This is a genomic window from Mycobacteroides sp. H001, from assembly GCF_001440005.1.
Classification (GTDB): domain Bacteria; phylum Actinomycetota; class Actinomycetes; order Mycobacteriales; family Mycobacteriaceae; genus Mycobacterium; species Mycobacterium gwanakae.
In genome coordinates this window covers 1-20,737 of record NZ_LJYH01000021.1, presented here as the reverse complement: position 1 = coordinate 20,737, position 20,737 = coordinate 1, and the positions used below count along the sequence as shown (strand labels likewise).

Genomic DNA, 20,737 nt, shown 5'->3' with positions numbered 1-20,737 from the left:
TTCATTGGAGGAGAGATGTCCGTCAATCACGTCGGGATTACCGTTCCCGATATCGCCGCGGGAATCGACTGGTATCGCGATGTGTTCGGATTCGAATGCATCATGGGTCCACACACACTCGAACCCGGACCGGCCGGCGAGCTCCCACCCGGGCTGGACAGTCGATTCGGCCAGGCGCGCATGGCCGGTCTACAGACAAGAAACGGGGTGGGGATCGAACTCTTTGAATTCATCGATCCCGTCACGGATCCACGGCCTGACGTACCCGTCGAATACACCCGGCGCGGCACCTGGCATCTATGCCTCACGGTTCCCGACGTGGAGAAACAGACACACGCCGTTGCCGCGGCCGGTGGACGGGTCATCACCCCGCCACGCGCCGTCGTGGCCGCCCGACCATGGACCATGTCCTACCTCACCGATCCATGGGGGACCGTCATCGAACTGATGAGCCACGACTACACCGAGATCTTCACCAACTGGCCTACTGAAAACGGAGCGCACCCGTGAGCACAATTGCCGTCGTCGGACTCGGAGCCATGGGAAAGGCCATGGCACACAATCTTCTTCAGGCCGGACATGAAGTCTCCGTGTGGAACAGGTCTCCCGGCCCCGTCGACGAACTGTCGGCTGCGGGCGCTCGCCCACTCCGCTCCCCCGCACAGGCCTTCGGCTCCGCAGTGGTGTTCTCCGTGCTGGCCGACGACCACGCCGTAACCGAAACCCTTTTGACACCAGAGATTCTCGGAGCAGCATCGGGAGCTTTGCATGTCAACCTTGCGACCGTCAGCACGCAGCTGGCCGACCGGGCCACGGCACTGCATGCCGAGCACGGCGTGGGGTACGTTGCCGCGCCGGTATTCGGCCGGGTCCCTGTGGCACAGGCCGGGCAACTGCAGGTGTTGTCGGCGGGCGCCTACGACCAAATCGACAGAGCACAACCATTCCTCGACGTCATCGGGGCGCGCACCTGGCGATTGGGCGCTGTGCCTCGACAGGCCAATGTCGTCAAGATCATCGGAAACTTCCTGATCGCATCGGCCATTCAGTCGCTGAGCGAGGCCGTCAGCATGGCCGAACGATCCGGCGTGGACTCCGAACTGCTGATCGACTTGCTGACCAGCACCCTATTCCAGGGTCCCGCATACAGCAGCTACGGCAAGCTCATCGCCACCTCCACCTACCAACCCGCTGGTTTCACAACCACTCTGGGACGCAAGGATGTCGGGCTGGCTCTCGACGTCGCGGCAGATACCGGCTTGCGACTGCCCTTCGGCGAGGTACTGCGAACGGTTCTCGATGAGGCGCTGGCCAACGGGCAGGCCGACCTGGACTGGTCCTCGATAGCCGATCTGCAGCGGGCGCGCGACGTGTAGCGACTATGGCATGATGTCCACAGGAAATGCCTCACGTACACAGGCGAATCGGACTGTCTTGTATGGAGGTTTCCTGTGGCTACATCATCTCTCGAACTGACGGCAAGTCGCCCCTTTCCCCCTCGACTAGGGCCCAAAGGCTCTCTTATCTACAGACTTGTTACCACCACCGATCACAAGCTGATCGGAATCATGTACCTCGTCACGTGTTTCGCCTTCTTCATGGTGGGCGGTCTGATGGCGCTGCTGATCCGCGCCGAACTCACCACGCCGGGGCTCGCATTCCTGTCCAACGAGCAATACAACCAGCTCTTCACCATGCACGGCACCGCCATGCTGCTGTTCTACGCAACGCCCATCGTGTTCGGCTTCGCCAACGTGGTGCTGCCATTACAGATCGGCGCCCCCGACGTGGCCTTTCCCCGACTGAACGCATTATCGTTCTGGCTCTTCTTGTTCGGTGCTCTCATCGCGATGGCCGGCTTCATTACCCCCGGCGGCGCCGCCGACTTCGGCTGGACCGCCTACACCCCGCTCTCCGATGCCATCCACTCGCCGGGTGCCGGTGCCGACCTGTGGATCCTGGGTGTCGCCGTCGGTGGCCTGGGCACCATCCTCGGTGCGGTCAACATGATCACCACCATCGTGTGCATGCGCGCCCCCGGCATGGTGATGTTCCGGATGCCGATCTTCACCTGGAACATCCTGGTCGTCAGTGTGCTTGTGCTGCTGGTATTCCCGCTGCTGGCAGCGGCCGCCATCGGGCTCGCGGCCGACCGGCACCTCGGTGCGCACATCTTCGATCCCGCCAACGGCGGTGTCCTGCTGTGGCAGCACCTGTTCTGGTTCTTCGGACACCCCGAGGTATATGTGTTGGCCCTGCCGTTCTTCGGTGTGGTGTCGGAGATCTTCCCGGTGTTCAGCCGCAAGCCAATCTTCGGTTACACCACGCTGGTCTTTGCAACCCTGGGCATTGGGGCCTTGTCCATCGCGGTGTGGGCGCACCACATGTATGCCACCGGCGCCGTGCTGCTGCCGTTCTTCTCCTTCATGACGTTCCTGATCGCCGTCCCGACCGGCATCAAGTTCTTCAACTGGATCGGCACCATGTGGAAGGGCCAGTTGACCTTCGAAACGCCCATGCTGTTCTCGATCGGTTTCCTGGTCACCTTCCTCTTCGGTGGTTTGACCGGCGTACTGCTGGCCGCTCCCCCCATCGATTTCCACGTCACCGACTCGTACTTCGTGGTGGCGCACTTCCACTACACGTTGTTCGGCACCATCGTGTTCGCCAGCTTCGCGGGCGTGTACTTCTGGTTCCCGAAGATGACCGGACGTCTACTCGACGAGCGCCTCGGCAAGTTCCATTTCTGGCTGACGTTCATAGGCTTTCATGCCACGTTCCTGGTGCAGCACTGGCTGGGCAATGAGGGTATGCCGCGCCGGTATGCCGACTACCTGCCCAGCGATGGCTTCACGGGGCTGAACGTCGTGTCGACGATCGGCGCGTTCATTCTCGGTTCGTCGATGCTTCCGTTCGTGTGGAATGTGTTCAAGAGCTACCGGTACGGCGAGGTTGTCACGGTCGACGACCCGTGGGGCTTCGGCAACTCCCTGGAGTGGGCCACCAGCTGCCCGCCGCCGCGGCACAACTTCACCAAGCTACCCCGAATCCGTTCGGAACGACCGGCATTCGAGCTGCATTACCCGCACATGTCCGAGCGCATGCGCGCCGAGGCGCACGTCGGGCATTAGCCCGGAACGTGGCCGCCGTCCGGCTCGTGTCCGAAAACAAAGCGGCGGCCGGTGATCTGCGCCGGGATGATGCGCACGTAATGCAGCTTCACGGTGGGTATCCACGGGTAGAGGCCACCCTGGTCGGCCTCGTCGATGTCGGCCGACGAGTTCAGTACTTGTGCCGCACCACGCACCACGACACTCCAGCCACCGATGTCGTTGTGATCGTCCGCCTCGAACAGCACCTCATCGCTCACGACGGCACCGAAAAGCTTGGTGCCCTCGGCTGTCCGGAACAGCACGGTGCCCCGTTGGGTCACAAAATTGATGGGGAAGATCTCGGGTCTTCCATCGATCACCACGACCAATCTTCCTAGCTTGGCGCTGGACAGCAGCGTCCAGCTTTCGTACTTTTCCAGCAGGGTCACGGGTTGCGAGTCGGGCGTCATGACTGCATGATCGCCGACCGCGGCGACCAGAACTAGATGCGAAAGTCACTATCTGAGGGCGGCAATCAGCGCGTGAAAATCCTTGAGCCCGCGTGGATCTACTCCCATGTACGTCAGATAGGAAATGCCCAGTTCTTCGCGAAGCGCGATGATCCGCTCGATGAGCGCCCCTTTGGACCCGTGCAACAGCGTAGGAGAGGCGAGTAGCTGTTCATCGGAATCATGCGGCCGGTAGACACGCATCAGCCCCAGATCCGGTGCGCGGTCAATCGCGACATCGAATATCCCCAAGTTCAGTTCCGGCGTGTCAGTGCGTTGACCGGCCGCGTCCAGCACGTACGCGGCACGTTCGGCGAGATCGGCGTTCGTCTTCGCATCGGAGATCGCAACGATATCGGCGTGCTGCGCCGCGAGTTTCAGGATCTTGTCCCCCTTGCCCGCGATCATGATCGGTACGGGAGCCTGGACTGGCCGCGGCCAGTGCTGCGGGCTCGAAAGCAACCCCCGCAGCGCACCGAGAGCATCGGCAAGCTGCTGCACGCGTCCGGCGGGACTCAGGAACGGCACTCCCGCCGCCTCGTACTCCTGCTCGACATAACCGGCTCCCAATCCGATCTCGACGCGGCCGCCGGTGAGCCGGTCAATCGTGGCAATGTCGCGCGCAAGTAGACGCGGCGAATAGAAACCAGTAGTCAGTACGAAGCTTCCGACCCGGATGCTCGTCGAGGCGCTCGCGGCGGCAAGCATCACCGGGAAGGGCGCACCCACACCAAGGTGATCGGGAACCACGACAACGTCCACCCCGCAATCCTCGGCCTGACGCACCTGCTCGCGGATCTGAACAGGATCGCCATGGGAGATCAGATTCGTGCCAAACCGAAATCCGTGTCTAATCACCGAGATTCCCACCTCTCAAGATCTGGACCAAGCACTTGTTTGGTGTTATGCAGGTCTGAGGCTACCGGTTGCGAGGAGGCAATGACATGGTCTATCGAGTGGTCCAGTGGGCGACGGGCGAAGTGGGCAAGGCCGCAATCCGCGCGGTGCAGGCCCATCCGGAGCTACAGCTGGTGGGGTGCTGGGTGCACTCCCCGCAAAAGACTGGCGTCGATATCGGAGAGCTCATCGGGCAGGCGCCCCTCGGTGTCACAACGACCAACAGTCTGGAAGACATCCTCGCCCTGGACGCCGACTGCGTGATCTACAGCCCGCTGCTTCCCAATCCGTCCGAGGTTTCGGCATTGCTCGCCTCAGGAAAGAATGTGGTTACCCCGGTCGGTTGGTTCTACCCAGACAGTTCGGGCGTCGACCTGGATGCCACCGCGCGCCAGGCCGGAGTAACGCTGCACGGCACGGGAATTGACCCCGGCGGCATCACCGATCTTTATCCGCTGATCTTCTCGTCCATGACATCGGCCGTAACTTACGTGCGTGCTGAGGAGTACTCAGACATCCGCACCTATGGCGCTCCCGACGTCATCCGGCACATCATGAAGTTCGGCGGTACTCCCGAAGAAGCTATCAGCGGCCCCATGCCCAAACTGTTGGGCGGCGGGTTCAAACAGTCCCTGCGAATGATCCTCGATGGCATGGGTTTCGCAGAGGTGGAGATCCGGCCTAGCCTCAAGGTCGCCGTCGCCACCGCAGACATCGATTCTCCGATCGGCATCATCAAACCCGGATGCGTTGCCGGTCAGCAATTCTCGTGGGAGGCATTCGTAGGGGACGAGGCGGTCGCACGAATCGCCGTGAACTGGCTGATGGGCGAAGATCACCTGGAACCCACCTGGTCCTTCGGCCCGACGGGCCCGCGCTACGAGGTCGAAGTGCATGGCACTCCCTCCTCATCGTGCACTATCACCGGCTTTCATCCCCACAGCGTCGAGGCCGGGCTCGTCGCCAACGAGGGCGTGGTCGCGACTGCCGCGCACTGCGTCAACTCCGTGCCGTACGTATGCAGGGCCGAGCCGGGACTCAAGTCATACCTTGACCTTCCGCTCATCGCGGGCAGGGCGCATCCCCGGCTCCATCGGTGACCGATGGAGCCGAGGACAGCTCGTTAGGCAGCGTCCTTGTGGGATGAGCCGCCAGCTCCCGATCCCTCGGTCCCGCCGCTCTTCGACGGGCCGGAGGTCGCCGGTTTGGCCGCCTTCGACTCCCCGCCTGCCGGTTCACTCTTATTACCGGTGCTCGCTGCGGGTTCGGGTTTGGACGGCGTACCCGTGATCTTCTGAACCGCGTCAGAGGCCTTCTGAAGCGCGGCCGAAAGATGTTCCTTGACGCTCGGCACGCCGCGCGGGGTTTTGCCAGGCTCGGACTTGTTGCCGCCGCTCAAATCCGTTGCACCGTTCGCCTTGACCGGCTTGCTGGGCAGCGCAATGACCTTCGCCAGCCGTTTGTCCGCCGGAGCCTGAACGGCAGGACTCTTTACTTCCGGCACATTCGCCTCTGGCGCCTTTACTTCGGGCGACTTTACTTCCGGCGCAGCCGATTCATCGGTCTTGGTGGCCGACTTGGCCGATCCGGCCGGCTTCTCCGTTGCCACCTCGGCCACCGTGGCAGTCGTCTTCGCCTCGATGACCTTCGCGTCGGAGAGCTTCGACTCGTGGGGCTCGGCGTTGGCGTTGGATTCGCGCGCAGCAGTCGACTTGCTCTCCGTCACCTTACTTTCGGCAATTATGGACTCCGGCTTGACGGATTGGTCCAGCACCTTCGGCAATGCGCCGCGCACCTCGTTGACGACGTCGCGCGCCACCGCCACCGGGAAGTGCACCGTGGACTTGATGACGTCTACCACTCCCTTGGCGACCTCATCGGCCACCTTGGAGATGTCGCCGGTCGCGATCGCCTGCTGAATGCGATACGCCGTGGTTTGCGGCTGTACGAAGAAGTTGCGGAAATCTACAAACAGCTTGGTCGGCAATGACGGGTTCTGGTTGACGGGCTTGCCATTCCACTCCTTGAGCGTCCAGCCGCCCTCCGGTGTGCCCTCCACCTTCACCACCGAAGTGTTACTGAGCGGGTCGGAGAGCAGCAGGGTGGGATCCGGATTGTCCACGTTCATCATGACCCAGAACATGATGGTGGCCCCGTGCGAGTAGACCACGGCATTGCGGTCGCCGTTCTCATAGATCGTCTTCACCGAGTCATCGACACGAGCATCAAACGCGTTGCCGTCCTCACCTCCGGGCACGGGCACGAAACGGGCGCCCAACGTCCACAGCAGGGGCGCGGCGATGTATCCGATGCGGCCGATGCCTTCCTTCTCCGATTGCCCTTCGAAGATGCCCGCACCGATCTCGCGCAGACCACCCAGCACGGTGGCCTTCTGCCCCAGCTTGTCCTCCATGGGCTTGGCCGTCTCCTGGGTGCGGATCATGTCCGACGCGTAAATGCCGTCGAAGCCACCGCCGAGCTTGTCGGCGACATCCTTGGCCTGCTGTTGGCCCGTCGCCGTGAGGTGGGGCCCAGGGACCGAGGTGTCGATCTTCCCCGACGCATTGCCTTCGGACTCGCCGTGTCGCACAAAGGTAATGGTCATCGGATCGGCCGCCCAGGCCACGACCGCTGTGACGATCGAGAAGACGAGGGCGGCGATCACCGTCGTCAGGACACGCGACATTGCCCGCGTTTTCGATTCACGCATTGAGAATCCCCATCCATAGGTCATGTGAGTGCGCTCACATTAGCGATGCCTGATCCGAGTTAGGCAATGTTTCATCCCACTGAGCGGACCATATGGACGTGACCAAATCTGGAACGAGATGTTAAGCGAAAACCCTTGCAGGGCTGAATATTCAGTGCTATCGATACATTGACCCGCTAGCGCGAGCCGGCCTTCTCCCCTTCTTCGAAGATGGCCGACGCGGGCCCGACGATCAGGGGGTCCGGCGCTCCCACGATCTCGGTGTCCTTGTTGTCATAGTCGAACTGCGAGAGCACGTGGCGCATCGCCTCCAGCCGGGCACGCTTCTTGTCGTTGCTCTTGACCACCGTCCAGGGCGCGCTGTCGGTGTCGGTGTAGAAGAACATCGCCTCCTTGGCCTCGGTGTAGGCGTCCCACTTGTCCAGAGACGCAAGGTCAGTTGGCGAGAGTTTCCAGTGGCGCACGGGATCGGTACGTCGCGCTTCGAAGCGGGCCAGCTGTTCTTTGCGGCTCACCGAGAACCACAACTTGACCAGGTGCGTCCCCGAGTTCACCAGCATGCGTTCGTATTCTGGTGCCTCACGCAGGAATTCGGCGACCTGCGCGGGAGTGCAGTAGCCCATCACCCGCTCGACACCAGCCCGGTTGTACCAGGAACGGTCCATCAGCACGATCTCCCCACCGCTGGGCAGGTGCGCGGTGTAGCGCTGGAAATACCACTGTGTCTGTTCTACCGAGGTCGGCTTCTCGAGTGCCACGACGCGCGCGCCACGGGGATTGAGGTGCTCGGTAAACCTCTTGATCGATCCGCCCTTACCGGCGGCGTCCCGGCCTTCGAAGATGATGCAGATCTTCTCGCCGCGCTCCTTGACCCACAGTTGCAGCTTGAGCAGCTCAATCTGCAGCTTGCGTTTGGTCTTCTCGTACTCCTTGCGACTGAGCTTCTCGTCGTAGGGGTAGCCCTGTTTCCAGGCATCCTTGCCCTCTTTGGTGCGACTGATCCCGCCGCGCAGGCTCGCGAGTTCATCGAGCTCGGCGGCGTAGTCCACCGTGACGGAGGCGTTCGGTTTCTCTTGATCGGCCATAGGTTCAGCATCCCACGTGGGCACAAAGTCCCATGTGGGAAACCCATGGCCGATTACGCCAGGCGCCCGGCCAAGCGCGGCGGAATCAGGCGCATGATCAAGGTCACCGGGGCCCACGGCCAGCGGGGCACCGCGGCGCGGCCGGGCTCCCTCTCGATGGCATCCACCATGGCAGTCACACCGGTCTTGGTGTCCACCATCATCGGCGTGGTGGGCGATTTGGCGCTCAGGTCGGTCTGGATGTAGCCCGGCTCGATGGTGCTGACCTTGATTGGGCCACTGGCATATTCGGCGCGCAGCGACTCGCCCAGCGAGGAGAGCCCCGCCTTGCTGGCCGCATACGCGGCCTTCGTACCCGGTAGCCCCTTGGCAGCGGTCACCGACGAAATAAGCACCAGGTGCCCGCGCCCCTGCTCTTTGAACAGTGCGAGCGACGCCTCGATCTGCACCAGCGCACCAATGAGATTGGTTTCGATGGTTTGGATGTTGGCCCACGACTTGCCGCCGCCCAGGTGCCAGCCCTTGGCGATTCCGGCGTTCACAACCACGCGATCCAGACCGCCGAGCTCGTCGCGCAGCTCGCCGAAGACCACCGGCACCGAGTCATGGTCGGTGACATCCAGGGAACGCACGGCGACCTTGATGCCCGGGTTAGCGGCCAACAGCTCCGCCTTGAGTTCTTCGAGTGCCTCGGTGCGCCGGGCGCACAGTGCCAGGTCACGTCCCTTCGCGGCGAACTGACGGGCCATCTCGGCGCCCAGGCCGGAGCTTGCCCCGGTGATGAGGATCTTCTGTCGCGTCACGTTGCCACTTTATTTGAGGAGCCGCGAGAGCCGACGGTCGGCCAGCACCTTGCCGCCGGTCTGGCATGTCGGGCAGTACTGGAAGGATTTATCGGCGAAAGACACCTCCCGCACCACGTCACCGCACACCGGGCAGGGCATCCCCGTGCGGGCATGCACCCGCAGTCCGGATCGCTTCTCCCCCTTGAGAGTTGCCGCCTGCTGCCCCACGCTGCGCTGCACAGCATCGGTGAGAACCGACTGCATGGCCTCATACAGCGCCGTGAGTTGGCCCTCGGTGAGCGTCTTTCCACTGGCGAAAGGGGACAGCTTGGCCACATGCAGGATCTCGTCGCTGTAGGCGTTGCCGATCCCGGCGATCACCCGCTGGTCGGTGATCACGTTCTTCAGACGTGCGGTGGTGCCGGACAGGATGTCGGCCAGCCCGGTGGCGGTCAGCGAGAGCGCGTCGGGCCCCAGTGCGGCGATCTGCGGCACAGCAGCCGGGTCTGCCACGACCCAGACAGCCAATCGCTTTTGGGTGCCGGCTTCGGTGAGATCGAATCCCGGTGCCTCGCCCGGTGTTCCGAGATGAACCCGCAGCGCGATAGGTCCCTTGCCCGGTTTGAGCGGCGCGGCGGCCAGCTTGTCCGACCAGCGCAGCCAACCCGCTCGCGACAAATGAGTGATCAGATAGTGACTGCCAACCTGAAGGCCCAGGTATTTACCCCAGCGCGTCGCACCCGTCACCGTGTGGCCATGCAGAGACGTGACCGGCGGATCGAAGGTCTTGAGCACCGAGAATGCCGAGACGTCGATGCGGCCGATGGTGGCCCCGGTGGCGTGGCGACGCAGGTGGTCAGCGAGCGCCTCGACTTCGGGTAGTTCGGGCATGGGCCCAGTCTGCCTCTACTCGCCGACACTCCGCAGTAGATAGGTGTCCATGATCCAGCCGTGTTCGGCCCGGGCCGAGGCGCGTATCTCGGCGATCCGCTCGCCCACCTCGCCGATGGCCCCCGATACCAGCAGCTCGTGCTCTGTGCCCAGATAGGCACCCCACCAGATCTGCGTTGACGGGTCCACCTGCCGGAATGCGCAATCACCGTCGAGCATCACCACAACGGTTCCGGTGCGAGGCCACTCGTCCAGCAACCGGCGCCCCGTCGTGATGAGCACCGGTTCCCCGATACCGTTCAGCACGATCCGGTGCCGCGCGGTGAGCGCGGAGACTGCGGTGATACCCGGCAGCACGTCGTAATCGAACGTATGAGGATCCTCGGCCAGGATCGCGTCGAGGATGCGCAGTGTGCTGTCGTAGAGGGACGGATCACCCCAGGCCAGGAAGGCGCCGACGCCACCCTCCGGCAACTCGGAGGCAATTGCTTTGCCCCACAACGCGGCCCGTTCTGCGTGCCACTGCTTCACCGCACCCTGATACTCGCCCCTGCCACGCACCGGGTCGGGCAGTTCGACGAAGCGATAGTCGGGTTCGGTGATGTACCGCTCGCAGATATGGCGGCGCAACTCGACCAGGTCGCCCTTGGTATCGCCCTTGTCTGCGACGAAGAAGACATCGACCTCGTTGAGCGCCGCGATGGCCTGCACGGTCAGGTACTCGGGATGGCCGGCACCGATCCCGATGACGCGGATCCGTCGCATCGCGACTTAGGAAGCAGCCGAATTGGGAGTCAACACCGCCGAGATCCCCTCAGTGATCGCCGATACGGTGAGCAGGTTGCCGATGAAATCACCCAGCTGCTCGTCGGTCTGAGTCTCCACGACGCCAGGAGTAACCAGTAGCGAGGCAGCGATCCGGAAGCTCCACTCGGCGGCGGCCTTGACGTCGATGGCGGCCAGCTGCTCGTCGGTGAGCAACTTGCGGAAGTACGGGGCCAGCAGCACGGTCGTCTGATCGATGAACGGACGCGCCTTGACGGTCAGATACGGCAGCACCTGCTCGGGGTTCTCCTTGAGACCCTTCTGCAGCAACGGGTGATGGCGTCCGTGCTGGACGATGCGCACGATGGCGTCGATGAATCCGGTGCGAGGGGTCTTCGCCGTCGCGAAGACCGGCTCCAGTATTTCGCCGAACCGGAGAAACTCCCGATGGAACAGTGCCTCGATGATCGCGGCCTGATCACCCACGTGTTTGTAGACGGTGGGCCTCGACAGACCGGCCTTCTTGGCGATCAACGCATGCAGGCGCGCCTCATAGCCGTGCTCCAGCAAGCATTCTTCGGCGGCATCGAGGATGCGGCGGCGAATCTCGCCGTGATCGCGGGTACGGCCGCGATGGCTTGACCGGCTCACTTTCATCGGTGCCTACTTTCGTTCGCCACAAAAATTACGTGGCACTTCGCGTCTCACTTGACGCCCCAACCTGCAACGTTTACGTTTGACATCCTAACGGAAAGGACTGTCAACGGTGACGTCTACCCTCAATAACGGCCCCGCTCGCACCCCGAATCGGGAGGAATACTCCGACCGGCTACTCAAGGGCTCGGTGCGCCGTTCCTACCAGCCAATGGTGGATCTGGACTGGGATGCGCCGTTGGATCCGGACAAGTACTTCCTGCCCCCGAAGGCAATCTCTCTGTACGGCACCGACATCTGGAACAAGATGTCACGCGCTGAACAGATCGAGCTGTCCAAGCACGAGATGGCCAACGTGCTCTCGGTCGGCATTTGGTTCGAGAACATCCTCAACCAGAGCCTGCTGCGCGCTCTCATGCACGCCAGACCGAACAGCAGCGAGACCTTCTATTCGCTCACCGAGATCGGTGACGAGACCCGCCACATGACGATGTTCGGTAAGGCGATATCGCAAGCCGGCGTCGAGCCCTACCGGCTACCGCTCTACCAGCGGTGGCTGGCCAACGCCCTACCCCTGGTCCTCAAGGGCCCAATGCTGTGGGTTGCCGCGCTGATTGGCGAGGAGATCTTCGACGCCATCCAGCGCGAGATGATGGATGATCCCGAGCTGCAGCCAATGGTCGCGCGGCTCATGCGAATTCACGTCACCGAGGAAGCTCGGCACATCCAGTTCGCTCGCGACGGCCTGCGCCAGCGTGTTGACAAACTGCCGCGGTATGCGCGTTTCATCGTCCGGCAGGTCAACGGCTTCGGTGGCCCCATCTTCATGTACCTGTTCACGAATCCGAAGATGTACCGCAATGTCGGGTTGCCCGGATATCAAACCCAGCGGATCGCGTACCGCAACGAGAACTTCCGCCAGACCCAACAGCTCGGTTTCGCACCGCTGTACAACTTCCTCACCGGCATCGGCCTGATGGGCGGAACGTCGCGCTGGATGTGGCGTAAAGCGAAGTTCGTCGCATGATGGATGACGACGATCTGTATGACGGCCCGGCGGTTATCACCGCGGGCGAGTTCACCGTCGAGTCGCGGGTGCGGCTGATTGGCTTCTTCAACCCCCTGGATGGCAAGTTCCACTGGCAGGGAACGATTTACGCCAAACCCGAGGGCGGTGAGCTCAAGGGCGGAACCCAGGTAACCATCGCCGTGGGCGAGACCAGCGCGCAAGGGCGCATCACCGAGCAGACCCCGTGGGGCCACTTTTCGGTCGCGGGTGTCGGCGCACCGCCGTACCCGCTACCCGAGATCGAGCTCGACGTCGCCAACTGACTTATCGGTGCGCAGACCACGCCAGCTGGAGTGCTTGAGAATTCCGCCGGGCGTGCGATCCCCGTAGCGAACCTCGGCGACCAGTACCGGTTCGACGAACTGCACATCTTTGGCCTCGACCGCGGAAAGCGGTGCACTGAAGGGTGATTCGTCGCAGTGCAACGGCTCTAGCTGCTCCTTGAGTGACGCCAGCTCCTTCTCTGTGAATCCGGTGCCCACCCGTCCGGCATAACGGAGCCCGTCGGGCGCCGGTATCCCCATCAGCAGAGCACCGATCCCGCTGCTGCGTCCGCCCTGCCCCTTACGCCAACCACCGATCACGACCTCTTGGCTGCTCCAGTTCTTCGCCTTGATCCAGGACTGGGTGCGCCCCGGCGTATACGCCGAATCCAGCCGTTTGGCGACGACGCCCTCCCAGCCCCGCTCGTGCGAATGAGCCAGCGCCGCTTCTCCGTCGCCGCCCAGTTGTTCGGGAACGGTCATCATCTCGGTGCCGGCCCCCAGTACGTCGAGCAGGCGGCGCCGGTCACGATACTTGTTGCGCAACAGGGATTTTCCATCTAGATACAGCAGATCGAATGCCCAAAATCGGACGTCGGCGCTCGGTGTTCGATTCTGTAGCAGCGAGAAGCTCGGCAGCCCCTTGGAATCCAGCACCACCACCTCACCATCGAGAACCACACGGTGCTCGGCCAATTCCCGGGAGAGCTGCTGCAAGGCCGGGAACTCCTCGGTGACGTCGCGCCCGCTGCGTGCCACGGCCCGCAACCGACCGTGGTCGCATTCGAGGAGTAGACGATAACCGTCCCATTTGCCTTCGAATGCCCACTCATCGGCGGTCAATCCCGCCACAGAACCGGTGGTCGGCAGCATCGGCGCGAGGCCCACTGGCATTGCGCCAGGTGATCGCTGATCCTTCATGCGGTGCGCCAGCCACTGCTTGCCATCGGTCTGAATCAGCGCATACCGCCCCGAGATTCGCTTGCCGTGCAGAGTGACAATGACTTCTCCCTTTGACCCGCCGTCGGCGCCGGAACCGTCGCGCGGATCGATGAACTTCTCGGTGTCATAGGTTCCCGAGTCCCAGATGGTGACCTCGCCGGCGCCGTACTCCCCCCTCGGAATCGTCCCCTCAAAGGTTCCGTATTCGAGCGGGTGATCCTCGGTATGCACCGCAAGATGATTGACGGACGGCTCCATGGGCAGATTCTTGGGGACCGCCCACGAGACCAGCACACCGTCGCGCTCCAACCGAAAGTCGTAATGCAGCGCGGTGGCGTGATGTTCCTGGATTACAAACGAACTATCGTGACCTGCTTGCGGTTCGACGGCGGGTACCGGTTCGGGAGTGCGCGCCGGATCGCGCATGCTGCGGTACGTAGACAGCCTGTCTTCGACAATCGCCACATCATCGAGCCCTGTCAGCAGATCACCGTCACGCTCGGCGCGCGCCAGTACTTCATCAAACCGCAACTGGCGCAGTTCAGGGTCGTCCAATTCGTCCCACGTCCGGGGTGCGGCTACGGTCGGCGCCTCGCGACCACGCAGCGAGTAAGGGGCAACCGTTGTCTTGGAACCGCTGTTCTGACTCCAATCCACGAAAACCTTGCCCGCACGCAGTTCCCGGGTCATCGTCACGGTGACCAGATCCGGCATCGACTGCTCCAGCTGCATCGCGACCCTTCTCGCGACGGTCACCGCACCGGATGAGCTGACCGGCTGCGCCAGCGGCACATACAGATGCAGCCCCTTGCTCCCACTGGTCAAGGGAAAGGTGGTCAGACCGATATCGCCGAGCACATCGCGCACCGCGCGGGCGACCTGTGCCAGCTGCGGTAGGTCCACCCCTTCGCCCGGATCCAGATCGAATACCAATCGTGTTGCCGGTCCAGGATTTTCGCCGACAAACCGCCACTGCGGCACATGTACTTCCAGTGCCGCCTGCTGGGCTATCCAGGCCAGCGCCACCGAAGTGTCGATCAACGGGTAGGTGACGTAGCGGGATTTGTGCTCGATACGCCGCCGGGGAAGCCAATCGGGGGCCGACGACGCGAGGTCCTTCTCGAAGAAAGACGGCTGCTCAACGCCGTTAGGCCACCGCTTACGGGTGACCGGTCGCCCCGCGAGGTGCGGCAGCATGAACGGGGCGATGGCGGTGTAGTAGCCGAAAACGTCCGCCTTGGTGGTGGCCGGAGTGGTTCCGCTTGGCGGATACAGCACCTTGTCCGCATTGGTGAGGCGCACGAACGCGGTTGATCCCGCACCGGATGTCGCGGACTGCGCGGCTCCGGTGGGCCATACTGGGGATATGCGTTCCATCTGGAAGGGCTCCCTCGCCTTCGGGCTGGTGAACGTCCCTGTCAAGGTATACAGCGCGACCGAGGACCACGACCTCAAGTTCCATCAGGTCCACAACAAGGACAATGGCCGGATCCGCTACAAACGCACCTGCGAAGAATGCGGCGAGATCGTCGAGTTCCGGGATATCAACAAGGCCTACGAGGCCGAGGACGGCCGCACCGTCGTGATCACCGATGAGGATCTGGCGACGCTGCCCGCCGAGTCCAGCCGCGAGATCGAGGTGCTGGAGTTCATTCCCGCCGCCGAACTCGACCCACTGCTATACGACAAGAGCTATTACCTCGAGCCCGACAGCAAGTCTTCGAAATCGTATGTGCTGCTGGCACAGACACTCGCGCAGACGGACCGGGTGGCGATCGTGCATTTCGCGCTGCGCAACAAGACACGCCTCGCGGCCTTGCGGGTCAAGGACTTCGGTACGCGTCAGGTGATGATCATCCACACGCTGCTCTGGCCTGACGAGATCCGCGAACCCGACTTCCCGGTGCTGGACCAGGAAGTGAAGATCAAACCGGCCGAACTGTCGATGGCGGGACAAGTGGTGGAGTCAATGGCCGACGATTTCGATCCGAGCCGATACAACGACACGTACCAGTCGCAGCTGCTGGAGATGGTGGAGGCCAAGCTCGAAGGTGGCGAGGCGTTCACCAAAGATGAGGCCCCCACCGAACTCGATGCCACCGATGTCTCGGATCTACTCGCCAAGCTCGAGGCTAGCGTCAAAAAGCGTCAGGCCGAGAAGGCCAGCACCAACTAGGCGAACGCCACCCTGAGGTGGCCTCGCCGCAGCACAAGGTTTCGGGTACTCTAACTTTTCTATTCGGGTACTTGAAATAGGAGGCGTGGGTGCTGGAGCGGCCGAAGCAGACGCGACCAATGCACGGGTTTTACCTACTCGGGCCCGCTTTCGTCGCAGCCATTGCCTATGTCGATCCCGGAAACGTCGCCTCGAATGTCAGCGCGGGCGCCAAGTACGGCTTCCTGCTGGTGTGGGTGATCGTCACCGCCAATGTGATGGCCGGGCTGGTGCAGTACCTCTCAGCGAAGCTGGGTCTCGTCACCGGGCAATCGCTGCCCGAGGCCGTCGGCAATCGCATGTCACGACCCACCCGGCTAGCGTTTTGGATGCAGGCCGAATTAGTCGCCATGGCAACGGATTTGGCAGAGGTCGTGGGCGGTGCCATCGCGCTGAACCTGCTGTTCGACCTGCCACTACTGCTCGGTGGTGTTATCACCGGAATCGTCTCGATGGTGCTGCTTGCCGTGCAGGACCAACGCGGACAACGCTCGTTCGAATATGTGATCTCGGCGCTGCTGGCCATCATCGCTATCGGATTCCTCGCCAGCGTCGTCGTGGAACCGCCGCCGCTGGGCGAGGCCGCCGCGGGGCTGATCCCCCGATTCCAGGGCGCCGAGAGCCTGATGCTGGCGACAGCCATGCTGGGTGCCACGGTCATGCCACACGCCGTATATCTGCATTCCGGGCTGGCCCGCGACAGACACGGACGTCCTGAAGAGGGCGAGCCGCGACGCAGGCTACTGCGCATCACCCGTTGGGACGTGAGCCTGGCGATGCTCTTCGCCGGCGCGGTGAACATGGCAATGCTGCTGGTAGCGGCCACCAACCTGAAGGGCCGCGACGGCGTCGACACGATCGAGGGCGCACACGCCGCCGTTCGCGACAGCCTCGGGCCCACCGTGGCCCTGCTATTCGCAATCGGCCTGCTGGCATCGGGGCTCGCATCGTCCTCGGTCGGCGCCTACGCCGGCGCCATGATCATGCAGGGACTGCTCCGCCGCTCGGTACCGATCGTGGCGAGACGGCTCGTCACGCTGCTCCCGGCGCTGGCGATCCTGGCCGTGGGGATAGACCCCACTCGGGCACTGGTGGTGTCGCAAGTGGTGCTGTCCTTCGGCATCCCCTTCGCTCTCATACCGCTCGTCCGCCTGACCAGCGATCACGGGCTGATGGGCACCGACGTGAATCATCGCGTGACGACCATGCTGGGCTGGATCATCGCCGCGCTCATCACACTGCTGAACGCGGTACTGGTTTTCCTTACCCTTGCGAACTAGTTTCTCCTGGGAGTAGGCTGTGAACCGTGAAACGAATCCTGCCCTCAGCCTTGGCAATTGGAGTCGTTGCTAGTGGTTTGTTCGTTGGAGGTATCGCCTCTGCAACCCCGGCAAAGGCAGATCCAGACATTTGCGGCTCCGTGGATACCTATCCCCGAGTTACCGTCTGCGCGGATGGCAACTGGGACCGCGGCTGGCACGGCAACAATGGCTGGCGCGGCAAGGGCCACTGGAAGCACTGGGACTGATCCCCAGCATCGCTGAACCGACCGTCTAGCGCGACAGACCGCGCGCTAGATGGGGCCACTACTGGAGTGGCCGTCTCCCGAGCGCGGCCCGAACCGCCGCGCGTAGTCCTCGTGAATCCACGCGTCCTTTTGACGCTTGAGCACATCGACCAAGCCCGGATCCAGTTCATGCTGCACCAGCCGGTGACGGCGCCAGACCTTGTTGAGGGCATGCGCCATGATGAGCACCCAAACGTAGATGGGCACCGTCATCTCCATGTGGACGTACAGCGACGCCGGCAGCAGCCAGAACGGCGCGAGGATGAAAAGCGGTGGAATCGCACACCGGAAAATGTGCCGACGCACCGCGCCCTTGCCCGCCAAATCATTGGCGACCCAGTCCTTCATCGAGTCAGGTAGGCGCCGTCCGTAGCAGTAGGCGATGTACTGAAAGAAGTTCGGGCGATCGGCGGCCATAACTAGATTGTAGACTAATAATTAGTGCACTAACTAATGGTTAGGATAGTGAGAATGACCGCAGTCTCACCCGAGGCCGACCCGCTGGCCCTGGAGCGGCAGGTGTGTTTCGCACTGGCCGTCACCAATCGCGCGGTGCTGGCCATCTACCGGCCGATACTCGCCCCCCTGGGGATCACACATCCGCAGTATCTCGTGATGCTGGCGCTCTGGGATCACGCCAAGAGCAGCGGCGATGATGCGCCGGAAGCGTTGTCCGTCAAGCAGATAGCCGCCCTACTGCAAACGGATTCGGCGACCATCTCCCCCATGCTCAAACGGCTCGAGACGCTGGGCCTGATCACCCGCCCACGCAGCGCTGCTGACGAACGCACCACACACGTCACCCTGACCAAGCAGGGCGCCGCACTGCGCCGGAAGGCGCTCAAGGTGCCGGCAGCAGTCGTAGAACGCCTGGGCGTCGACCTCTCCGAACTGGAACACCTGCATGCGGTGCTGACCAGGATCAACGCGGCCGCACTGACCGCTGGAGCCCTGGACACCGACTAGCCGCAAAACCGTTATGTGGCGTCCGCCACACCTCCCTGTACACCGATCGGTGTAGGTGCTGCAATGAGTAGTAGACCGATCGATATACCAAGGAGGTCATCATGTGGAACGACTCAATGGTGCTCATCGCCATCACGCTCGTCACCCTGGCCATGCTCTGGACCGCAAGCGGAGAAAACTCGATGAACTACTACGAGCGCGACACCCAGAAAGGCATGTGGCAGCGCTAGTTTGCGTGTGCGGCGGGTGTCTGTTTGTCTGAGGTCATGACCAAGGACGAAGCCGCCGAACTGATCACCGCTCGCCGCCTCGAGAAGAAGCTGACGTGGCAGCACATCGCGGAAGCGATTGACTCACCACTGATTTGGACCATTGCCGCGCTTCTCGGCCAGCACCCGGTGCCCGAAGCGAAGGCCGCCAAGGTGGCGGAACTTCTCGAGCTGGGGCCTCAGGTCACCGCCGCGTTACGGGCCCAGCCGTACCGCGGCACGCTGGACGGTGGTGCACCGTCTGACCCGACGATCTACCGACTGTATGAGGCGCTGAGCGTCTACGGCCCGGCGATCAAGGAAGCCATCCACGAGGAGTTCGGCGACGGCATCATGAGCGCCATCAACTTCAAGGTCGACATCGCGCGCCGCGCCGATCCCGACGGCGATCGTGTGGTCCTGACTCTCGACGGGAAGTTTCTCGACTACCGGTGGTGATCGCTCACAGCAGGTCGCGGATGTTGCGACCCGTAATGGCGCCCCATTTGGTGTCGAGCGCATTCATCAGCAGCTGCCAGTACGGCGCCCATAGCGTGCGTTGGGCCATCGCCGGGGGCATCGTCTTGTAGGTGGCCGTTTGTTGCGTCCACCGCCATGCCAGCCCCCTGGCGACATCGTCGATGCACCAATAAATCAGTTCATTCGGGTTGTTCGTGGTCTTCCATACGAATCCCTTTTTCGGATCACGCGTGTGGTACCAGAACTGCGCTCCATCCAGCACATACTGCGGCGCGGTGTTGGACTGGCGCTCCCCCTTGGCCAGCTCCGTCGGCACGGGTACTTCGGAGATCGCGACTTCACCAGCGAGCCGGCTCAACACGGCAATACGGACATCGAGCTGCTCGCGGATCCACTCCGAACTTCCCGGGCTCCCAGGCTCTGGCGTACTTGCGGCCGGGACAGGCGCGGGCGTCTGCTCGGAGACCGTCGGTAGATCAGCGGGGGTTGCCTGCTCGGCGGGAACACTGCCCTCGACGTCGACGATCGCCCCTCCCGCCCAGTCGACCTTGGCAGGGTTGAGCACGCCGTCTTCTTCTAACGACAAATCCACGACGTAAGCGACGTCGACGAGGGCATCGCGGGCGCCGGGTGCGAGTGAAACTCCGGGGCGCCGGGGGCCGAGCAGCGCAACGTGAACCATGAAGAATTCGCCGTCATCGTCCCGGTCGCAATACTCACGTTCATACCGGGCGGCGTCGGCCGTTTCAAACCTGTGCTTGACCGGCGGTTCCAGCAGCACACTGCAGAATTGCACGGGATGATCGGCATCTCCGTCCAGCGTGCCGAGTTCTGTTGCGCTAATGGGCAGTTCGGCGGCCAAGCTCGGCACGGCATCATCCGCCACAGCACGGATGGTGAATATGCGTGCGTCGGGTGGCCAGTCGTCTGGCTCCGGCGCGGCCCCCTCGTGACCGGTGGAATCAACCGTCATGTTCTTAACCGTATGGCAATCGTGTACTTCGGGCGACGATGGTGCACCCAGACCTGTTAGTTTTACGACAGACCGTCCCCGCTGGGGGGAGCATTTCGGACGTCAAGGAGACCACCATCGTGAAGATCAATGTGCCCATCACTGCCGCCTTGGGGGCCGTCGCGGCGGCCGCCGGACTTGCCCTGATGCCGACCGCCGGCGCCGACACCACGCTCGGCCAGCAAGGTCGCCTGACCAACGGCGACGTCGTGCAGGCGTGGACCGTCAGCGACCTGAAGGTCAGCACCGACCAGCTGTCGTACCAGCCCAAGGGCACCCTATGGGAGGCCACCGCCACCGACGAGGCCATCCAGGGCAGCGTCATCCCCATCGTCGCCAACTTCAACGCGAAGGCCAGCGACGGCGAGACCTATCGCGTGCTGTACGGCGTACCCAGCGAGCAGGGCGTGAACCCGGGAACCCTGTCGCAGGGCGAGAAGACCAGCGGCAAGATCTACTTCGACGTGACCGGTGCCGCCCCCGAGACGGTGACCTACACCTCCGGTGACGAGGACCTGCTCACCTGGAAGGCCGCGCCCGCCGCCGCGCCACGTTCGGGTGGCTCTTCGAGCCAGTCGCATGGCACC

General features: G+C 62.9%; 23 protein-coding genes. 12 read left to right on the top strand and 11 right to left on the bottom strand.

Features of this window, described 5'->3' with window-relative positions; all coding sequences use genetic code 11:
• Positions 1–15 precede the first annotated feature (15 nt).
• The 3 genes from AOT83_RS01985 to ctaD all read left to right on the top strand — a co-directional run bounded on the left by AOT83_RS01985 (position 16) and on the right by ctaD (position 3,131).
• Positions 16–510: a VOC family protein gene (locus AOT83_RS01985; protein ID WP_057963749.1), complete on the top strand. Its 495-nt coding sequence runs from the start codon at positions 16–18 to the stop codon at positions 508–510.
• Positions 507–1,376 carry an NAD(P)-dependent oxidoreductase gene (locus AOT83_RS01980; protein WP_081343702.1) on the top strand — a complete coding sequence of 290 codons (870 nt, stop codon included), beginning with the start codon at positions 507–509 and terminating at the stop codon, positions 1,374–1,376. Before AOT83_RS01985 ends, AOT83_RS01980 begins: the two co-directional genes overlap by 4 nt.
• Positions 1,377–1,451: 75 nt before the next feature.
• Entirely contained in the window at positions 1,452–3,131 is a 1,680-nt protein-coding gene (gene ctaD / locus AOT83_RS01975) for a cytochrome c oxidase subunit I (protein WP_057963748.1), read from the top strand.
• On the opposite strand, the gene AOT83_RS01970 is transcribed toward ctaD, so the two are convergent.
• Together AOT83_RS01970 and AOT83_RS01965 are read right to left on the bottom strand one after the other, a co-directional pair.
• The gene (locus AOT83_RS01970) at positions 3,128–3,562 is read right to left on the bottom strand and encodes a pyridoxamine 5'-phosphate oxidase family protein (protein ID WP_030094493.1); all 435 of its coding nucleotides are present in this window, start codon (positions 3,560–3,562) and stop codon (positions 3,128–3,130) included. The two genes, ctaD and AOT83_RS01970, sit on opposite strands and share 4 nt — an antisense overlap.
• Before the next feature lie 48 nt (positions 3,563–3,610).
• Positions 3,611–4,459 carry a TIGR03621 family F420-dependent LLM class oxidoreductase gene (locus AOT83_RS01965; RefSeq protein ID WP_232785217.1) on the bottom strand — a complete coding sequence of 283 codons (849 nt, stop codon included), beginning with the start codon at positions 4,457–4,459 and terminating at the stop codon, positions 3,611–3,613.
• An 86-nt stretch (positions 4,460–4,545) separates the two neighbouring features.
• Here AOT83_RS01965 and AOT83_RS01960 point away from each other — a divergent pair, with 86 nt between their 5' ends.
• Positions 4,546–5,598 (top strand): dihydrodipicolinate reductase, encoded by a 1,053-nt coding sequence (locus AOT83_RS01960; protein ID WP_057963747.1) that lies wholly within the window; start codon positions 4,546–4,548, stop codon positions 5,596–5,598.
• Positions 5,599–5,621: 23 nt separating this feature from the next.
• Here the strand turns inward: AOT83_RS01960 and AOT83_RS28010 are convergent, their stop codons facing one another.
• The 6 genes from AOT83_RS28010 to AOT83_RS01930 form a co-directional block, all read right to left on the bottom strand.
• Positions 5,622–7,208, bottom strand: a complete 1,587-nt coding sequence (locus AOT83_RS28010) for a histidine phosphatase family protein (protein ID WP_234797634.1) — start codon at positions 7,206–7,208, stop codon at positions 5,622–5,624.
• 176 nt (positions 7,209–7,384) lie between these two features.
• A complete protein-coding gene (gene ppk2 / locus AOT83_RS01950; protein ID WP_030094489.1) occupies positions 7,385–8,293 on the bottom strand; it encodes a polyphosphate kinase 2 in 909 nt (302 codons plus the stop codon).
• A 53-nt stretch (positions 8,294–8,346) separates the two neighbouring features.
• Complete coding sequence (locus AOT83_RS01945) at positions 8,347–9,096, bottom strand: SDR family oxidoreductase (RefSeq protein ID WP_030094488.1); 750 nt, start codon at positions 9,094–9,096, stop codon at positions 8,347–8,349.
• A 9-nt stretch (positions 9,097–9,105) separates the two neighbouring features.
• Positions 9,106–9,969, bottom strand: coding sequence for a DNA-formamidopyrimidine glycosylase family protein (locus tag AOT83_RS01940; protein WP_057963746.1), 864 nt, complete (start codon positions 9,967–9,969; stop codon positions 9,106–9,108).
• A 15-nt stretch (positions 9,970–9,984) separates the two neighbouring features.
• Entirely contained in the window at positions 9,985–10,734 is a 750-nt protein-coding gene (cobF, locus tag AOT83_RS01935) for a precorrin-6A synthase (deacetylating) (RefSeq protein ID WP_057963745.1), read from the bottom strand.
• 6 nt (positions 10,735–10,740) lie between these two features.
• On the bottom strand, positions 10,741–11,391 hold the full coding sequence (locus AOT83_RS01930) for a TetR/AcrR family transcriptional regulator (RefSeq protein ID WP_030094485.1): 651 nt from the start codon (positions 11,389–11,391) through the stop codon (positions 10,741–10,743).
• 109 nt (positions 11,392–11,500) lie between these two features.
• Between AOT83_RS01930 and AOT83_RS01925 the strand changes: the two genes are divergently transcribed.
• Both AOT83_RS01925 and AOT83_RS01920 read left to right on the top strand, forming a co-directional pair.
• On the top strand, positions 11,501–12,415 hold the full coding sequence (locus AOT83_RS01925; protein WP_057963744.1) for a diiron oxygenase: 915 nt from the start codon (positions 11,501–11,503) through the stop codon (positions 12,413–12,415).
• The gene (locus AOT83_RS01920; RefSeq protein ID WP_057963743.1) at positions 12,412–12,720 is read left to right on the top strand and encodes a DUF4873 domain-containing protein; all 309 of its coding nucleotides are present in this window, start codon (positions 12,412–12,414) and stop codon (positions 12,718–12,720) included. The genes AOT83_RS01925 and AOT83_RS01920 overlap by 4 nt, the downstream gene beginning before the upstream one ends.
• On the opposite strand, the gene AOT83_RS01915 is transcribed toward AOT83_RS01920, so the two are convergent.
• Positions 12,688–15,039, bottom strand: coding sequence for an ATP-dependent DNA ligase (locus tag AOT83_RS01915; RefSeq protein ID WP_057963742.1), 2,352 nt, complete (start codon positions 15,037–15,039; stop codon positions 12,688–12,690). The two genes, AOT83_RS01920 and AOT83_RS01915, sit on opposite strands and share 33 nt — an antisense overlap.
• On the opposite strand from AOT83_RS01915, the gene AOT83_RS01910 reads away from it, so the two are divergent.
• Entirely contained in the window at positions 15,029–15,838 is an 810-nt protein-coding gene (locus AOT83_RS01910; protein ID WP_030094481.1) for a Ku protein, read from the top strand. The two genes, AOT83_RS01915 and AOT83_RS01910, sit on opposite strands and share 11 nt — an antisense overlap.
• A gap of 119 nt (positions 15,839–15,957) precedes the next feature.
• Positions 15,958–17,157: an Nramp family divalent metal transporter gene (locus tag AOT83_RS01905; RefSeq protein WP_044104526.1), complete on the top strand. Its 1,200-nt coding sequence runs from the start codon at positions 15,958–15,960 to the stop codon at positions 17,155–17,157.
• Positions 17,158–17,450: 293 nt separating this feature from the next.
• Here AOT83_RS01905 and AOT83_RS01900 read toward each other — a convergent pair whose 3' ends face one another.
• Positions 17,451–17,861: a DUF5313 domain-containing protein gene (locus AOT83_RS01900; RefSeq protein ID WP_057963741.1), complete on the bottom strand. Its 411-nt coding sequence runs from the start codon at positions 17,859–17,861 to the stop codon at positions 17,451–17,453.
• A gap of 54 nt (positions 17,862–17,915) precedes the next feature.
• On the opposite strand from AOT83_RS01900, the gene AOT83_RS01895 reads away from it, so the two are divergent.
• The 3 genes from AOT83_RS01895 to cynS all read left to right on the top strand — a co-directional run bounded on the left by AOT83_RS01895 (position 17,916) and on the right by cynS (position 19,117).
• Positions 17,916–18,410 carry a MarR family transcriptional regulator gene (locus AOT83_RS01895; RefSeq protein ID WP_057963740.1) on the top strand — a complete coding sequence of 165 codons (495 nt, stop codon included), beginning with the start codon at positions 17,916–17,918 and terminating at the stop codon, positions 18,408–18,410.
• Positions 18,411–18,511: 101 nt separating this feature from the next.
• The gene (locus AOT83_RS28310; RefSeq protein ID WP_044104185.1) at positions 18,512–18,640 is read left to right on the top strand and encodes a hypothetical protein; all 129 of its coding nucleotides are present in this window, start codon (positions 18,512–18,514) and stop codon (positions 18,638–18,640) included.
• A 36-nt stretch (positions 18,641–18,676) separates the two neighbouring features.
• Positions 18,677–19,117: a cyanase gene (cynS, locus tag AOT83_RS01890; protein WP_030094477.1), complete on the top strand. Its 441-nt coding sequence runs from the start codon at positions 18,677–18,679 to the stop codon at positions 19,115–19,117.
• A gap of 4 nt (positions 19,118–19,121) precedes the next feature.
• On the opposite strand, the gene AOT83_RS01885 is transcribed toward cynS, so the two are convergent.
• Positions 19,122–20,111: an immunity 63 family protein gene (locus AOT83_RS01885; RefSeq protein WP_057963739.1), complete on the bottom strand. Its 990-nt coding sequence runs from the start codon at positions 20,109–20,111 to the stop codon at positions 19,122–19,124.
• Positions 20,112–20,230: 119 nt separating this feature from the next.
• Between AOT83_RS01885 and AOT83_RS01880 the strand changes: the two genes are divergently transcribed.
• A partial coding sequence (locus AOT83_RS01880) for an MPT63 family protein (RefSeq protein ID WP_131727370.1) occupies positions 20,231–20,737 on the top strand: 507 nt, incomplete at its 3' end.

What these genes read in the sequence shown, in the direction of transcription:
- AOT83_RS01915 (WP_057963742.1), bottom strand. Translation starts at nt 15,039, where the DNA reads ATGGAACGCATATCCCCAGTATGGCCCACCGGAGCCGCGCAGTCCGCG.
- AOT83_RS01905 (WP_044104526.1), top strand. Translation starts at nt 15,958, where the DNA reads ATGCACGGGTTTTACCTACTCGGGCCCGCTTTCGTCGCAGCCATTGCC.
- ppk2 (WP_030094489.1), bottom strand. Translation starts at nt 8,293, where the DNA reads ATGGCCGATCAAGAGAAACCGAACGCCTCCGTCACGGTGGACTACGCC.
- AOT83_RS01920 (WP_057963743.1), top strand. Translation starts at nt 12,412, where the DNA reads ATGATGGATGACGACGATCTGTATGACGGCCCGGCGGTTATCACCGCG.
- AOT83_RS28010 (WP_234797634.1), bottom strand. Translation starts at nt 7,208, where the DNA reads ATGCGTGAATCGAAAACGCGGGCAATGTCGCGTGTCCTGACGACGGTG.
- AOT83_RS01885 (WP_057963739.1), bottom strand. Translation starts at nt 20,111, where the DNA reads ATGACGGTTGATTCCACCGGTCACGAGGGGGCCGCGCCGGAGCCAGAC.
- AOT83_RS01970 (WP_030094493.1), bottom strand. Translation starts at nt 3,562, where the DNA reads ATGACGCCCGACTCGCAACCCGTGACCCTGCTGGAAAAGTACGAAAGC.
- AOT83_RS28310 (WP_044104185.1), top strand. Translation starts at nt 18,512, where the DNA reads ATGTGGAACGACTCAATGGTGCTCATCGCCATCACGCTCGTCACCCTG.
- AOT83_RS01895 (WP_057963740.1), top strand. Translation starts at nt 17,916, where the DNA reads ATGACCGCAGTCTCACCCGAGGCCGACCCGCTGGCCCTGGAGCGGCAG.
- AOT83_RS01900 (WP_057963741.1), bottom strand. Translation starts at nt 17,861, where the DNA reads ATGGCCGCCGATCGCCCGAACTTCTTTCAGTACATCGCCTACTGCTAC.
- AOT83_RS01940 (WP_057963746.1), bottom strand. Translation starts at nt 9,969, where the DNA reads ATGCCCGAACTACCCGAAGTCGAGGCGCTCGCTGACCACCTGCGTCGC.
- cynS (WP_030094477.1), top strand. Translation starts at nt 18,677, where the DNA reads ATGACCAAGGACGAAGCCGCCGAACTGATCACCGCTCGCCGCCTCGAG.
- AOT83_RS01930 (WP_030094485.1), bottom strand. Translation starts at nt 11,391, where the DNA reads ATGAAAGTGAGCCGGTCAAGCCATCGCGGCCGTACCCGCGATCACGGC.
- AOT83_RS01985 (WP_057963749.1), top strand. Translation starts at nt 16, where the DNA reads ATGTCCGTCAATCACGTCGGGATTACCGTTCCCGATATCGCCGCGGGA.
- AOT83_RS01960 (WP_057963747.1), top strand. Translation starts at nt 4,546, where the DNA reads ATGGTCTATCGAGTGGTCCAGTGGGCGACGGGCGAAGTGGGCAAGGCC.
- AOT83_RS01910 (WP_030094481.1), top strand. Translation starts at nt 15,029, where the DNA reads ATGCGTTCCATCTGGAAGGGCTCCCTCGCCTTCGGGCTGGTGAACGTC.
- cobF (WP_057963745.1), bottom strand. Translation starts at nt 10,734, where the DNA reads ATGCGACGGATCCGCGTCATCGGGATCGGTGCCGGCCATCCCGAGTAC.